This is a genomic window from Bacillus sp. UNC437CL72CviS29 (assembly GCF_000482345.1).
Lineage (GTDB): Bacteria > Bacillota > Bacilli > Bacillales > Bacillaceae_G > Bacillus_A > Bacillus_A arachidis.
In genome coordinates, this window is sequence record NZ_AXVB01000038.1 from 1 (window position 1) to 13,557 (window position 13,557).

Below are 13,557 nucleotides of genomic sequence, written 5' to 3' on the forward strand. Positions count from 1 at the left end.
AAAAAAAAGAAAGGAATTCAAAATCAAAGAGGGAAAAACAAAGAAGGAACGTATGATTAATCTCACTTCTATTTTTGATGAAATCTATTCCTATGCTCAAACACTAGAAAGTACCTGGTTGCTTCCATCTCGAAAAGGAAACCAACCGATTAGTAAAATTCAGGCTTATCGACAATTGCAAAAAGCCGGAGATTTCGCCGGTGTAGAATCCATTGGAACCCACACTATGCGCAAAACCTTCGGCTATTGGTTCTATAAACAAACAAAAGATGTCGCTATGTTGCAAGAAATACTGAATCATAGCACTCCACAAATTACCCTTAAATATATTGGAATCAATAAAGAAGAAAAAGATAATGTACTTGATACATTTCTTATTTAATTCCAAAATAAAAAAGCATCTAACTTAAGGTGCTTTTTTATTTTCAAAAGGCTACTTTTAAATAGAGTAAAATATTCATCCTCTATTCAATATTTTGGCCCCATCATCATAAATTGATTTGATAGACCTTCGACTGCTTTTCTATACTTTTCTAAATCACCTTCTATATTTCTAAAAGCATCAATTCTATAAGCAAGTTCGCTTTCCAACTCAGTAAGTCTTCTTTCAACTTCTTTTGAAGTATTTCCATCCCATCTATCAGCTAAAACCGTTTTTATAGATCTTAAATTTTTTCTATGATTCTCTAAATCTGATATACATTTCACTAAATCATTTTGTGCGCCTAATACATCTACGGCATGATTAATAACATCATAATTCTTCATACAATCCTCCCCTTCCGTTAGCTCTTAGTATCTACTTGTTTGAATTTATCCGCTTGTTGATCTATAAAGTCCGCTGCTGAACGAACTGGCTCCATATAACTTCTTTGAAAGCCATAAACAGCATAAGTTATCGTGTTAATTAAATTTCCATCTACACTAGCTGGTGATTCGTTTAACACATTAATTATTTTATTACTTGCTCCAGTAAGCTTTTGATTTATATCTTCTATTTCTCTTTTTAAATTCCGCGTAATTTGCTTTACCTCTTCTACTGATAGACGAATCCTTATTTCACCTGCACGAGGAGAAGATAAAAGCCTTTGGCCAGTTTCTCCATCATACATATTTGGCATATTGAATAAACCATATTTATCATAAGAATAATTACCCGTAGAATGATAATTCGGTCCCGCACCTGTCATGACAATCCTCGACATATTGTAACCGGTCATTAAGGATGATAAAAATGGATTAAATCGACTTATATCATGAATTAAATTATTATTTTTAGCATTAGGCTTATCCGTATAATACAAATGTCCGATACGACCTCTTTGTGTGTTATCATTCCCTTTAAATCCTGTAAATACTGTATCGTTGGGATTTCCATAAGTTGTAATCAGATTTTGATATTCTCCCCTTAACGCTTTTTCCTTTTTATCTTTAGGTAATAAATCAATAACATTTGGAGCTTCAAAACTTACAGCTGGCACATTATTCATAACCCCTGCATATTCACCTAAACCACCACCTAAAGAATGACCAGTTAATGTAAGCTGATACCCCTCTAGGCCATTTTCAGGATCTGACATATACTTCTTTACCTCTTTCGTTAAAACATCAGCATTAGTAAATTGACTTTCCATAATAATTTTTTGAGCTCTTTCTCTAGATGCAGCAAAGTTAAATTGCTCAGTTAAAGGAAGCGACGAGATATCTAATGCATTCATCTTATCTAAGCTTTCTTGATTTTTCCTTAAACGTCCCCCAAATACATCGAAAGCATCCGTGTCATAAAAATCTCGTCCCTCTTGTGAACCACGATAAGCAATAACAATTTGTTTTGTTTCATCATTTTTATAAATAGTTACATCAAAACTATTGTTAGGATTATGTAATGATATAGAAGTAGGTATCTCAACACGTTTCCAAGTTTCTAAATGATCCCCAACTTTTATGTCAACTCTAGAATTATCTATATAACTAGCATCTGATAAACGAACAAGAGCTTCATCACTAACTGAACTACCCATGGTTTCCATCTCCCTAAAAAAGATTTATAGTATAAATTATAAAATAATTTTAGGAGGGAAAATATGGGTAATTTTAAAAAGAAAAATATCATATTTTCAATCATTATAGCAATTATAATTTTAGCCATAGGATGTACTTCATTAATTATTCACAATAAAAATATAACAAAAGAAAAAGCTGCTAAAGTTTCCATAGAACATATGAAAAAGGAAAAAAATATAGACTTTGTGGTAACTGATGTTAAAATCGAACATTTAGAACGCGAAGGTTATATTACTGTCTCAGGATATGATAAAAATAATAAACCAAAAAAACATTACGTTGTAGTAAATAAAATTCAAAATTATGAAATCGCGTATTCGGGAGAAAAATAATCACTGTCAACAGAAAACTCTCAACAACCAAATCAATAAAATAACATACTAATAGCAAGGGAATGCTTGTATACTGATCTGTACTGCATTCCCTTATTGTATGTATGCTATATTCTTATTCGCCTTTTTCTAACAGTAGAACCACGAATCTTGGCGAAGACATTGGTCTTTGCTCTGTCCTGGCGTTCGTCCTCGCTTTTTATTCCACGATTCCCTTGACGACCACGAGCCCCAAATTCCAAAAGTCAACTTCAACGGGCAAAAAACGCCCTTCTTGAGCCCCTCTGACGAGTTTGCATGAGGGTTCCCCTCATCGTCAAAGAACTTTCGCGGCATAAACACTCAAACTCAGCAAATCACTTCCAAAATTGATACCATTTCTTTTTATAAATTTAAATATTAATGAAAATTTATAAAGAAAAGACCTTTCATTTTAATTAAAAGGTCTTTTCTTTGACTATATATGTATTAAGATTTATATTTTTTGACTGTATAAGGAATGGTCACAATATATAAATCTATAGCATAGATTGTAACCCAAATACCTTTACCTTCAGACGCTAATTTTTCATTTAATTGTGATAAATGCTCTGAAACTTTTCTTTTACCCCATTTTCTAGGAAACCAATGAAAAACCTTAGGAACATTATGTTTCTTGTTATACCATACATTCAATCTCCAAAAAATGAAAAAAAACGAGACAATCATTACAATACAAAAAATATCAAAATATGAAATTCCTAAAATCATATAATACATTCTCCATTTTCACTAAAACTCAGATAATTTATCTCTTAATTCTAATTCATCCTCTGTTTCAAAACCCTTAAATAATAAATGAACAATCTGGTTATGGTTAAAAAACACATTATATTCTTTTGATAAATTACCATGAGGATATGGACAAGCAACATAATCCCATAATTTATTATCAGCTTGTTGTTGTTTTCTTCCATAAATCATAAGAGATTGATTAATTTCTTCTACAAGAACTACAGAACCAATTGGTAATAGTTCGCTTCCAATTGGTAATTTTGGTGTATATATATTTTCCATACAAAACTCCTCCTAAATAAAATAATTACTACTTTAAAAATAAAGATGTGATTTTATAAAAAATAAAGAAAGCTAGTGGCATCACTATACCAAAAATTAGAGATAATATCATTTTCTCTTTAAAAGTAGCATCTGCTCCAAACCAAAGGGCTAATAAACTAGAAGGAACAGCAATAAAACCAAAAATGATTAAAATCTTTTTAAATACCTGCAATGAAAGCAAAAACTCTTCCTCCTTATAAATACAACATTTTAACCTTTCTCTACACCAAACTTTATTCCCAAACCAATACCAAGTCCAAGACTTAATTCATTTTTTAATCCAAATTTAGCCTCTCCACCTATACTACCATAAGCTGCTTCTCCACCAACAACTACTTTCCAATCAGTAAAAGGTAACGGTATTTTAACTTCTCCCTCAGCCTTAGCTAAGTCAGCTTTTGCACTAAAACCATAGTAACCATCCTTAGCCACAACACCAGCTTCAGCATCTCCCAGTTTAAGATGTAATTTCCCATATTCATGATCTACACCAATATCATTAAAAGTACCAGCAATCTTTGCTTCTCCACCTATGCCTCCACCAAATTGAACTTTAGCTTCACCTCTTAGCAACTGTTCATGAATCGTAAAATCTCCTGCTTTAAAACCAGCATCTACGAGTGCACCTTTAGCCTCTCCACCAATTTTATCCATAGATGTTAAATCACTAAAAAAAGCATTCACATTTTTAGGAAGTTGTATATCTGTTTCATACTTTAACACACTAGCAAAAGTACTATCATCTTTATCTGGATTTCCAACTACCGCACCAGATTCCTTAATTTTCAAATGATCAGATGAATCAGTAGTCGTCTTCATAAATTTATTGAACGATTCAGAAACAGGATCATAATTCTCATCCGTAGTTTCAAATTTCTCAGCAATACGATTTAACTCATCCTCTATATTAGTTAAAACCTTAACATAAGATTCATGACCCTTATTTAATGTAGGTAAATCATTATAAAAAGATAAACTTGAAGCACCTATCCAACGCATTTGAAGATTTAAGAGTTCGCCAAGAATTCTAGTATGTCGATCTGTAGATTCAGAAACAGCATGTTTAAAACTATTCGCTTTATTCCTTAACTCTTCTGGTTTAATTTTAATTTCAGTCACCTATATCCCCCCCTTATCTCACATCATCAATAAAAATATTTAAATTCTTCATTAATATAATTGGTTAATTCTTCAAAAAAATCAAGATAAAAATAAAATTGTGGGATTTTTAGCCTAATTCTGTATTCTTTATAATATATTATATAAATAATTTCACGTAACGTAATAATATACATCTACAATCAATCACACATAAAAATAATCAATTAAAAGGAGCCCTAAAGAGTAAGAACATATTAATATGTTCTTACTCTTTAGGGCTCCTTTTGTAATTATGTTCTATTCTTATTCGTCTTTTTCTAACATTAGAACCACGAATCTTGACGAAGACATTTGTCTTTGCTGAATTCTGTCGTCCGTCCTCGCTTTTTATTCCACGGTTCCCTTGACCACGAGCCTCCGAACCCTCAAACTCCCAAAGCTAACCCCAGCGGGCAAAAACCGCCCTTTTGGGGCCACCTCTGGCGAGTTTGCATGAGGGTTCCCCTCATCGTCAAGGAACTTTCGCGGCATAAACGTCAGGACTCAGATTATAAATCTCAAAAAATCATTTTCTAAATAATCTCGCAAAAAATCCTTTTGATTCCGTAGATGCTGTTAATGATTTTGTTTCTTGTACTTCACGAATTGTTTCAAGCAACTTCTGATCCCGTTTCTCTAACTTATTATCAATATAATCTTGTTGCTTTTGTAATTGTTCAATTAACAACTTATTAAATTCTTCTTGTTTCTCACTATATTCTCTAAGTTTACTAACTTCATTTTTTAATGCTTTTAATTCTTCAGCTAAAATCTCTCCAACTTCCTTACTAGGAACAGGCTTTATACTCTCTCCACCTGTAGCAAAATAATGTTCAATTTGTTTTATTGAATAATTCTGTTCTCGATGTAATTGCTTAACTATCTTCATTTGCTCAAGAGCTTTTTCATCAAAAATATTGTAACCTGACTCATTTTTCTCTAAAGAAATATATGTCTTTAATTCTTTCATCCAATTCCTTATAACATTTGGTGATTCATCTAAATATAATGCAACTTCTTTAACAGTCATAGCTATATAACCTGGGTTTTCTCCACCTAGGTATTCACTTTTATCCATCTTTTTACCCACCTTTAAAACCTAGATAAAAACCTAAATATTTTTAATATCAAGGGTTATTTCCAAAAAAAATCAATCTTAAAACCTAAGTATTAAACCTAGGTTTTTACTAATTCATTCTACTAAGGTTTATATCCTTCTGTCATATGAAAATAACGAAATTTTTCATATCTCCAATTTATACTTCATTTAGCAAAGATCTTAGCTGTGCCACAAAAAGTTTTCTAATAACCTTACAACAAACCACAATCAAAATCACATTCTTATTTTTTTAACATAATAAAATTCAGTTAAAAACAAGTCATTTTATAAAATTGGAAATTCTGAATCAAAAAAGAGAGAAGAGCATAAGGGGTTTTTGGGCCCAACTAGGGGTTGGGGCTAGGCAGAGCCTAGCTTAAACGTGGGTACACGAAAATTTCCAAGATGTGCACTCACGGTCGACTCAAAATTTTCTAATTACACGTATTTTTCGTTAAAAGTAGAGTCGAGGTTTACACAAGGTACCTTCATAGCACCAAATGTGCACCTACTGTAGACAACATATTTTTTATAACTTGCAATCAAACATTACTTTAAAATACTAAAAAAGATTCATCTAAATTAAGTAAATACAAAATAATACTTTAGAAACAGATAACAATAAAACGATAGATATCATTCAAACGACTCAAAATCCGTTTTAAAGAATGAAAATCTAAAATAATATTATTTGTCATGAAAATAAAAATAAACGCTTAAAAAACAAAATAAACGGTTTTAAATGAAGGTTTTCGTTTGCTTTTGGGGTTGAGGCTGGTTCGTCGTGTGGGGACGAAACCCCACATATAACGTATTCTATTAATTTGGTAAGTGAAATTTTAAACCGAACCACTAGCGGTTCGGCTCGTATAATAGCAAATTTAAGCCGATAATCCTTTAACTGCTTTTGGATGTATCGGCTTGGTGCCGCCAAAACTCGAGCCGAAAAAAGTTTTGCAAGGATGTAGCAAAGCGAAAAGGGTGGAGATTTTCTGAAGTGAAACGAAAGAAAATACGACCCGTTCCTTGCGGAACTTTTAGCCCCCTATATAGAGAGTGAGAAGAGACAAGCATACAAAAGCAGAAAAAAGTCAGTAATATCAAGGGATTTAAGTTTTTTTAAAGTTATCGAATTCGATAACTTTAGTTATCGAATTCGATAACTATAAAGGTATAAAAAAACCTGTATGAAATTCATACAGGTTACACTAATTTTATTGGTAAATTTTTTAATTCTTTTGGTTTTCTTATAAACATGGTTTGTAATGTTTGATTAATATTATCACGATCTCCACAAAGAATCACATTAGGGTTTATGTACAATGCATACATTCTAGCATTAATTCCATCTCTACCGGATTCAAAACGTCCAATTAGACCTTTTTCAATTAATTGCTTTACTAATCTACTAACTGTATTTTTACTAGAACCTATTTTTTCTGCTATTTCAGTTTGAGTCATAGGTAATTGTTCTTTTGCATTAATATCATGAACAATACAATTAGAACGAAAACCTATAAATCCAATGATTTTGTTTAAAAACATAATTTCTTCGTTTTTCAAATAATTATTTTGAATAAGATATAACCAATTCTCTTGAATGATTTGAGCAAATTTAGCTTTATTCTTTACTTTTCGTTCTGGGACTAACTTCATTCCATGAGAATTAGCTTTTGCTTGAAGTTCATTTGCTAAATACATCTCTTCTTCTGACAAAATCTTTGAATTCTCAATATCTCTCAATCTTGAATTCCTTTCAGCTTGTTCTAAATTGACGAGCTTTGACATAAACTTTCTCCTCTTTTCTAAGATTTTCAACTAGAGAAGAGGAACATTTTATGCTATGATTCTTATAGAAATTAAAAATAAATACAAGCATAAAAATCCCCTTATCTAATTGATGGTTTGGTCGCTTTCAATTATAACATAAGGGGATTTTTTATGGTCTTTCTTTAAAAATATATTACTTTGTTGGTCTTAAAAACTTAAATACTAATAGTAAAAAACTAAATAAAATAAAAACTTGAGCATCTTGACTAGGATTACCATCATAGCCATCTTGTATCTCAGTGATTATTTCATGTGTTTTCATTTATCCCATCTCCCTTTGTATAATTCAATTTATTAATACAACAAATTTTGTAACAAAAGAGCAACTATATTATGTATTTCATGTATCCAAAATACAACCCAAAATTCAGACATCGTAACATATGCTTTTTCATTTTTTTTATAATATATCCAATAAGCATAGTTATAACAAATTCCTATTACTGCAGTACATATTATATAAGTTATCCCAAATGGATGATTTAAACCAAATATTACTGATGAAATTAAAATAATTAATATATCATATTTTCGAATCCAAGGGATAAAACGAAGAATCCAAAATAAAAAAACTTGAAAAATTAAGGTTTCTAATAAAGGAGCTATAATTATAACCGATAAAATTTGTAAATATATAGATTCATTATTTGAAGGATGACTTTGCAATTCTGGTAACAATAAAGTAAATGGTATAGTAACTAAAAAAGTTAAAATTGACATAACTAATATAAATGATACTGGGCGCAAATCCCAAAAAAATTTATGTATTGTTTTTATCAATGATTATATCTCCTTTCACTAAAACATTTTAAAATGTTAAATTTATATAATAAGTTTTTTATCATATTAGCATAAAAATCATTTATTAGAAAATATAAATATTTGATTATTATTTATGTTACACGTTTTCAATTAACTATTCATAAAAATATATAACATAAATAATAAAAACAGGATTCATTTATTTATATAAATGAATCCTGTTTTTATTTAAAACCTTTTAAAGCTTACCATTTTCCATATGGAGCTCCATGTTTATATTGACTATCTCTTCGACCATAACCACCATATGTTTTTTCACGGCAATAACCATTGTCCCAACATTGTTTTGCAGCTGTAACAACAGGAACGATAGGACGCCAAATCCCTCCATTTGTTTCCATTTCCTTTTCAGTAAGAACAGTAAATTTTGCTTCATTTAATTTCATGAAAAAACCTCCCAATTAATATATTCATTAATTATTTTACCATGAATTTTTATATTTGTTTATATAAATTTTAAAAAATATAGATTTTTTTTTATTTTCCCACAAATAAAAATACTCGATGGGATTTCATTAATCTTTTTATCACCATACCACCTACATTTTAACGAAAAACTACGCTAAACAAATTCGATATAAAAAAACATTAAAATATAGGTGGTACCCCTATCCCGTCTAAATAGAGATAAAATTCAACTTACTTAATATAAATTTCCAAATTGCTTCTTCTCCTGTCACTACAGAGGCTTTACCTATCATTCCAGTATGTAATTCATTTAATTCTTTTGTATCAATCGTTGCTTCTAATTCATATACATAAGTTTTTAAATCCTTATCAAAAATAGGATGTGCCGATACGTACGTTACTATCCCTATCTGTTTATCTGTTTTCTTTAATTTAAATGAATACTGTACTTTATCTCCTTTTTTAATCCCTTTTATTTCCTCAACTGGAAGTGAAATTTTTACCTTTTTCTCATCTTCTTTAGGAATAATTGAAACTATCTCTTGACCGGGATCAACCAAATCACCTTGTTGTATGATAGAAGGAAATTGTACAATCCCATCCTTTTGCGCTTTTATAGTTGTCGTTTTATTTTGATTACGCAATCCGTCCAATTCTTGTTTTTTTACAAATATCTCTTGCTCTAGAGATTGAATTCGTTGATTAACTGAAATAACAGTGTTTTCCTTATATTGATTTAAAGCATCTTCTTTTTGTTTTTGTTTGCTCTCTCTAGTGCTATCAACTTTTTTTCTTTCACTTTCTAAAGTTCCTTTTCGTTGTTGAATTCGCTTTTCAACACTATTTTGTTGAGATTCTAAAGAATCTACTTTATCATCTAGTAATTGTTTTTGTTCCTCTAAAAGGCTTTCTTTCTTTGTTTGTTTTTTTACAGACTGTATCTCTCTTTGAACACTTTCTTTTTCGGCAATCAATCCTTGTAAAACCTCGTCTTGTTCATTTGTCAGCTTACTATTCTCTATATCTTTTATCTCAGTTTCTTTTTCATTTTGTAAGGATTGATAACCTTGCTCATATGCTTTATATTCTTCTCTTATTTTTTTATCTACTTCATCAGAAAAAGATAATTGATGAGATTGAATGCTCTGTTTTAATTGTTCTAACATCCATTTTTGTCGTTCTAAATGTTGAACAATTTGATCCGTTTGATTTTGCTTATCCGTTAATTCCTGATACTTTAATTGAACCAAAATATCACCAGTTTTCACTTCATCTCCAGACTTGACAGCAACAGTATCTACAATACCTACAGTTTGAGTTCTAGATACACTTATATCTGATTTACCTTGTATCATTGCAGTTCCCTTACTCACGATATCTAACTTTCCAACATATGCCCAAATCACAAATCCTAATAAAGTCATAAAAAGAAAACATAGTAATCCAGCAATAAAACGCGGAGGCTTTCTTTCTAACAACTCCACACTATCTGTTAATTGATCAAAAGAATAAATCTTACTCATATTGACCACCTCGCATTGCATAAGATTGTGATTCCACATGTTCTACATGAACTGTTTGGTTTTTCCAAAGACGATAATATTCACCTTTGTGGAATAGTAATTCTTCATGAGAACCTCGTTCTATAATATTTCCCTTTTCCATTACAAAAATTTGTTGTGCATGTTGAATTGTACTCAATCTATGAGCAATCATAATCACTGTTATTCCTTGTAAACCTAATTCTTTTAACATGTCTGTAATGTGTTTTTCTGTTGTAGAATCTAAATTACTTGTTGCCTCATCCAAAATTAAAATGTCTGGGTTCTTTAACAAAGCTCTTGCAATGGCTAACCTTTGTCTTTGGCCTCCTGATAAATTTGAAGCATTTTCTTCTAACAAAGTATCATAACGTAATGGTAATTCACTAATAAACTCATAAGCATAAACTTGTTTAGATACTTGAATAACTTCTTCCAATGTAACTGTACGATCTAGACCAAACTTCAAATTATCATAGATAGATCCACTAAAGAAAAATGATTCCTGTGAAACATACGCAATTCGATCGCGTAATACAGTTCGATTTATCTCTTTAATATGATAATCATCGTAATATATATCACCTTGCTGAATATCATAATAATTCATTAACAATTTAGAAATTGTTGTTTTTCCAGAACCACTTTCTCCTACAAAAGCCACTTGACTACCTGGTTCAATTGAAAAACTTATATTATTTAATACATTTTTACGAGTTCCATAACGAAATGTAGCATTCAAGCACTCAATTTTCCCTGATAACCGTTTTAAAGAAACTTTATTATATTCAGATTCATCCTTTTCTAACTTTAAATCAAAAATTTCATTTAGCCTTTCTCCAGCAACCAACGCGGATTGCATAGTAGGCTGAATACTTATTAAATTTTCAATCGGATTTAAAAAATAAGCTAAAAGCGCATTATATGTAATTAATTCCCCAATTGTCATATTTCCTTTTAAAACTTGTACAGAACCAATCCAAAGAATTATTACACCACCAATTAATTCAAGCCCCATTTTAATAGAACTCTGTAAATTAGAAAGCATTCCTTTTTTAAATACATGTCGTAATAAATTTACAAAGCGACTTTCTGTTTGAAAAAACGCTTCTTTTTCAGCATTATAAGATTTTATCGTTGAAATTCCATTTAAAGATTCTACCAAATATGATGTTAATTTTGCATTACTCTCCATCTCTTCTCTATTAATCTTTTGATATGACTTATGAAATCCAAAAATAATAGCTATATAAAAAGGAATTAATAATAATGTAACTCCAAATAAAGTCGAATTATGCATATATAATAAAATTGAACCTAATATAACCATTAATGTATCAATCATTAATGTAACTGTTATAGTTGATAATGCATCACGTATTTTACTTGCATCCATAAAACGAGAAATAATTTCCCCAACTTTTCTTGTTTCAAAAAAATTCATTGGCAAACCTACCACATGACGATAATATCCAAGCATTAATTGAATATCTATTCTCCTACTTAAATATAAAATTAGATGAGTTCGAAAATAAGAAAGTAAAACTTTAAAAATATATAATATGATTATTCCAATAGATATAATATGAAGTGTTTGCATCAATTGATTTGTAACAATATCATCAATTAAAAATTTAAAATAAAATGCTCCTAACAAACCAAATAAATTAAAAATAATAGAAGCAAAAAACAGCGGTAATAATAAATTTATTTGCTGTTTCAATAAATAAAAAAAACGAGAAAAAGTACTTTGAGATAAATTTTCTTTTTGAAATTGTTGTCTAGGAACCATTAATACAAGAATACCAGTCCATATTTGACTAAATTCTTCAAATGAATATATAGTAAAACCTTTCCCAGGATCTGCAACATAAATTTTATTATTTTTTATCTTATGAATTACTACATAATGTAAAAAACCACCATCTAATACTACATGTGCAATAACTGGTAATGGAATTTCTTTTAATACATCTAAATCAGTTGTTTTTACTCCTTTTACTTCAAATCCTAATATTTCTCCAGCTTCTATCAAACCTTTTACATTCGTTCCTTCTAAATCTGTCCCTGCTATTTCTCTTATTTTCGATATAGATATAGTTAAACCATAATAACGTGAAATCATTGTAAGACATGCAGGACCACAGTCTTTTAAATCATGTTGTATAACAAGTGGAAATTTCCTACCAAACAAAACCAAAACCCCTTTACTAAAATCCCTATTATTTTAATAATTTTGCTTTTCCTAAAAATAAACATTTAATATAATCTTATTATAATATATAATGTTATTATAATGTTCAATATTCGTAATATTAGGATAAATAATTTATCTTAACAAGATTCCTATCTACAAAGATCTATTTTATAAATTATTTAGGAGGAAAATACTATGAAATTAAACACAAAAAAAATGCAATTTTTAACAAAAGAAGAAACTGAAAAAATTGAAGGTGGAGGTTGGAATTGGAGACCCCTCCCAACAGGGATATCATATAAACATGATTATTCAAAAGCTGGAAAAGTAGACAGTTCATATAAACATGGATCACCATGGGGTAAATGGTAATATAATTTACAAAAAAGAAAGATTCTAAAATTAGAATTCTTTCTTTTTTTATATTCAAAAAGATAAAAACAAAACTTAATTAAAAATATTGAATCACTTATGCATATCAGTCTTTATCCTCTTTAACAACATAAAATCTTATCTCTATCTTTTATCAAATTTTATATATATACCTCTAAGTTAGCTTTTAAATAAAAGATTACTTTCATTTTCATTATAAAAAATAAAAGATGGCTTAATATCAACCATCTTTCATCGCCAAATACCAACGTTCTTGTAATCAAGAACAAAATAACAATTAAGACATAGAATTCTAAAAGAAAAGGAAAGGGCAAGCTACGGGTTTGTCATGACAAACCCCAAAAACTACGTTTTTGACTTGGTAAGAGATTCCTACAACCTTTACCGTTTTTCCGGTCTCAAAATTTCATTTTTTCGTCCTAAAACGGTTGTCGCTTCGCTCGATTTCCTATCTTTTTGAAAGTAAACTTTTAAATAGAAATTTACTTTCAAAAAGGAGTCTGAGAGGTATTGTGTATAGTCTATTCACCCCAGGTACAACAAAAAAGCCTTACCTCTGTAGGCAAGACTCCACTAGTGTAGTTGTATAGTATTTATAAAACAAGTAAGAAACTAAAAACATATAACACCAAG

At 29.8% G+C, this 13,557-nt stretch carries 16 protein-coding genes; 3 read left to right on the top strand and 13 right to left on the bottom strand.

The window, feature by feature from the left end:
- On the top strand, nt 1–382 hold a 382-nt coding region (locus M014_RS0120595), incomplete at its 5' end, for a tyrosine-type recombinase/integrase (RefSeq protein WP_026593377.1).
- Between the two features lie 86 nt (nt 383–468).
- Here the strand turns inward: M014_RS0120595 and M014_RS0120600 are convergent.
- Nucleotides 469–768 (bottom strand): hypothetical protein, encoded by a 300-nt coding sequence (locus M014_RS0120600; protein WP_026593378.1) that lies wholly within the window; start codon nt 766–768, stop codon nt 469–471.
- Between the two features lie 17 nt (nt 769–785).
- Nucleotides 786–2,021: a hypothetical protein gene (locus M014_RS0120605; protein ID WP_026593379.1), complete on the bottom strand. Its 1,236-nt coding sequence runs from the start codon at nt 2,019–2,021 to the stop codon at nt 786–788.
- 63 nt (nt 2,022–2,084) lie between these two features.
- Between M014_RS0120605 and M014_RS0120610 the strand changes: the two genes are divergently transcribed.
- Complete coding sequence (locus tag M014_RS0120610) at nt 2,085–2,396, top strand: hypothetical protein (RefSeq protein WP_026593380.1); 312 nt, start codon at nt 2,085–2,087, stop codon at nt 2,394–2,396.
- 468 nt (nt 2,397–2,864) lie between these two features.
- On the opposite strand, the gene M014_RS0120615 is transcribed toward M014_RS0120610, so the two are convergent.
- The 11 genes from M014_RS0120615 to M014_RS0120665 all read right to left on the bottom strand — a co-directional run bounded on the left by M014_RS0120615 (nt 2,865) and on the right by M014_RS0120665 (nt 12,528).
- On the bottom strand, nt 2,865–3,146 hold the full coding sequence (locus M014_RS0120615) for a hypothetical protein (protein WP_026593381.1): 282 nt from the start codon (nt 3,144–3,146) through the stop codon (nt 2,865–2,867).
- A gap of 21 nt (nt 3,147–3,167) precedes the next feature.
- Entirely contained in the window at nt 3,168–3,452 is a 285-nt protein-coding gene (locus tag M014_RS27345; RefSeq protein WP_035415579.1) for a DUF4176 domain-containing protein, read from the bottom strand.
- A 28-nt stretch (nt 3,453–3,480) separates the two neighbouring features.
- The gene (locus M014_RS0120625) at nt 3,481–3,675 is read right to left on the bottom strand and encodes a hypothetical protein (protein ID WP_026593383.1); all 195 of its coding nucleotides are present in this window, start codon (nt 3,673–3,675) and stop codon (nt 3,481–3,483) included.
- A gap of 29 nt (nt 3,676–3,704) precedes the next feature.
- The gene (locus tag M014_RS0120630) at nt 3,705–4,613 is read right to left on the bottom strand and encodes a WXG100 family type VII secretion target (RefSeq protein ID WP_026593384.1); all 909 of its coding nucleotides are present in this window, start codon (nt 4,611–4,613) and stop codon (nt 3,705–3,707) included.
- A gap of 547 nt (nt 4,614–5,160) precedes the next feature.
- Nucleotides 5,161–5,712, bottom strand: a complete 552-nt coding sequence (locus M014_RS0120635; RefSeq protein WP_026593385.1) for a DUF3967 domain-containing protein — start codon at nt 5,710–5,712, stop codon at nt 5,161–5,163.
- Between the two features lie 1,224 nt (nt 5,713–6,936).
- On the bottom strand, nt 6,937–7,521 hold the full coding sequence (locus M014_RS0120640) for a MarR family winged helix-turn-helix transcriptional regulator (RefSeq protein ID WP_026593386.1): 585 nt from the start codon (nt 7,519–7,521) through the stop codon (nt 6,937–6,939).
- A 175-nt stretch (nt 7,522–7,696) separates the two neighbouring features.
- Entirely contained in the window at nt 7,697–7,825 is a 129-nt protein-coding gene (locus M014_RS30380) for a hypothetical protein (protein ID WP_269321452.1), read from the bottom strand.
- A gap of 32 nt (nt 7,826–7,857) precedes the next feature.
- The gene (locus M014_RS0120650) at nt 7,858–8,343 is read right to left on the bottom strand and encodes a CPBP family glutamic-type intramembrane protease (protein ID WP_026593387.1); all 486 of its coding nucleotides are present in this window, start codon (nt 8,341–8,343) and stop codon (nt 7,858–7,860) included.
- A gap of 227 nt (nt 8,344–8,570) precedes the next feature.
- Nucleotides 8,571–8,771, bottom strand: coding sequence for a hypothetical protein (locus M014_RS0120655; protein WP_026593388.1), 201 nt, complete (start codon nt 8,769–8,771; stop codon nt 8,571–8,573).
- A 231-nt stretch (nt 8,772–9,002) separates the two neighbouring features.
- Nucleotides 9,003–10,316 carry an HlyD family efflux transporter periplasmic adaptor subunit gene (locus tag M014_RS0120660; protein WP_026593389.1) on the bottom strand — a complete coding sequence of 438 codons (1,314 nt, stop codon included), beginning with the start codon at nt 10,314–10,316 and terminating at the stop codon, nt 9,003–9,005.
- Nucleotides 10,309–12,528, bottom strand: coding sequence for a peptidase domain-containing ABC transporter (locus M014_RS0120665; protein WP_026593390.1), 2,220 nt, complete (start codon nt 12,526–12,528; stop codon nt 10,309–10,311). Before M014_RS0120665 ends, M014_RS0120660 begins: the two co-directional genes overlap by 8 nt.
- Before the next feature lie 198 nt (nt 12,529–12,726).
- Here M014_RS0120665 and M014_RS29385 point away from each other — a divergent pair, with 198 nt between their 5' ends.
- The gene (locus tag M014_RS29385) at nt 12,727–12,903 is read left to right on the top strand and encodes a hypothetical protein (RefSeq protein ID WP_155924358.1); all 177 of its coding nucleotides are present in this window, start codon (nt 12,727–12,729) and stop codon (nt 12,901–12,903) included.
- The last annotated feature ends 654 nt before the right edge of the window (nt 12,904–13,557 follow it).

Coding starts and splice junctions, on each gene's coding strand:
- M014_RS0120600 (WP_026593378.1), bottom strand. CDS start 768: ATGAAGAATTATGATGTTATTAATCATGCCGTAGATGTATTAGGCGCA.
- M014_RS0120605 (WP_026593379.1), bottom strand. CDS start 2,021: ATGGGTAGTTCAGTTAGTGATGAAGCTCTTGTTCGTTTATCAGATGCT.
- M014_RS0120610 (WP_026593380.1), top strand. CDS start 2,085: ATGGGTAATTTTAAAAAGAAAAATATCATATTTTCAATCATTATAGCA.
- M014_RS0120615 (WP_026593381.1), bottom strand. CDS start 3,146: ATGATTTTAGGAATTTCATATTTTGATATTTTTTGTATTGTAATGATT.
- M014_RS27345 (WP_035415579.1), bottom strand. CDS start 3,452: ATGGAAAATATATATACACCAAAATTACCAATTGGAAGCGAACTATTA.
- M014_RS0120635 (WP_026593385.1), bottom strand. CDS start 5,712: ATGGATAAAAGTGAATACCTAGGTGGAGAAAACCCAGGTTATATAGCT.
- M014_RS0120640 (WP_026593386.1), bottom strand. CDS start 7,521: ATGTCAAAGCTCGTCAATTTAGAACAAGCTGAAAGGAATTCAAGATTG.
- M014_RS30380 (WP_269321452.1), bottom strand. CDS start 7,825: ATGAAAACACATGAAATAATCACTGAGATACAAGATGGCTATGATGGT.
- M014_RS0120655 (WP_026593388.1), bottom strand. CDS start 8,771: ATGAAATTAAATGAAGCAAAATTTACTGTTCTTACTGAAAAGGAAATG.
- M014_RS0120660 (WP_026593389.1), bottom strand. CDS start 10,316: ATGAGTAAGATTTATTCTTTTGATCAATTAACAGATAGTGTGGAGTTG.
- M014_RS29385 (WP_155924358.1), top strand. CDS start 12,727: ATGAAATTAAACACAAAAAAAATGCAATTTTTAACAAAAGAAGAAACT.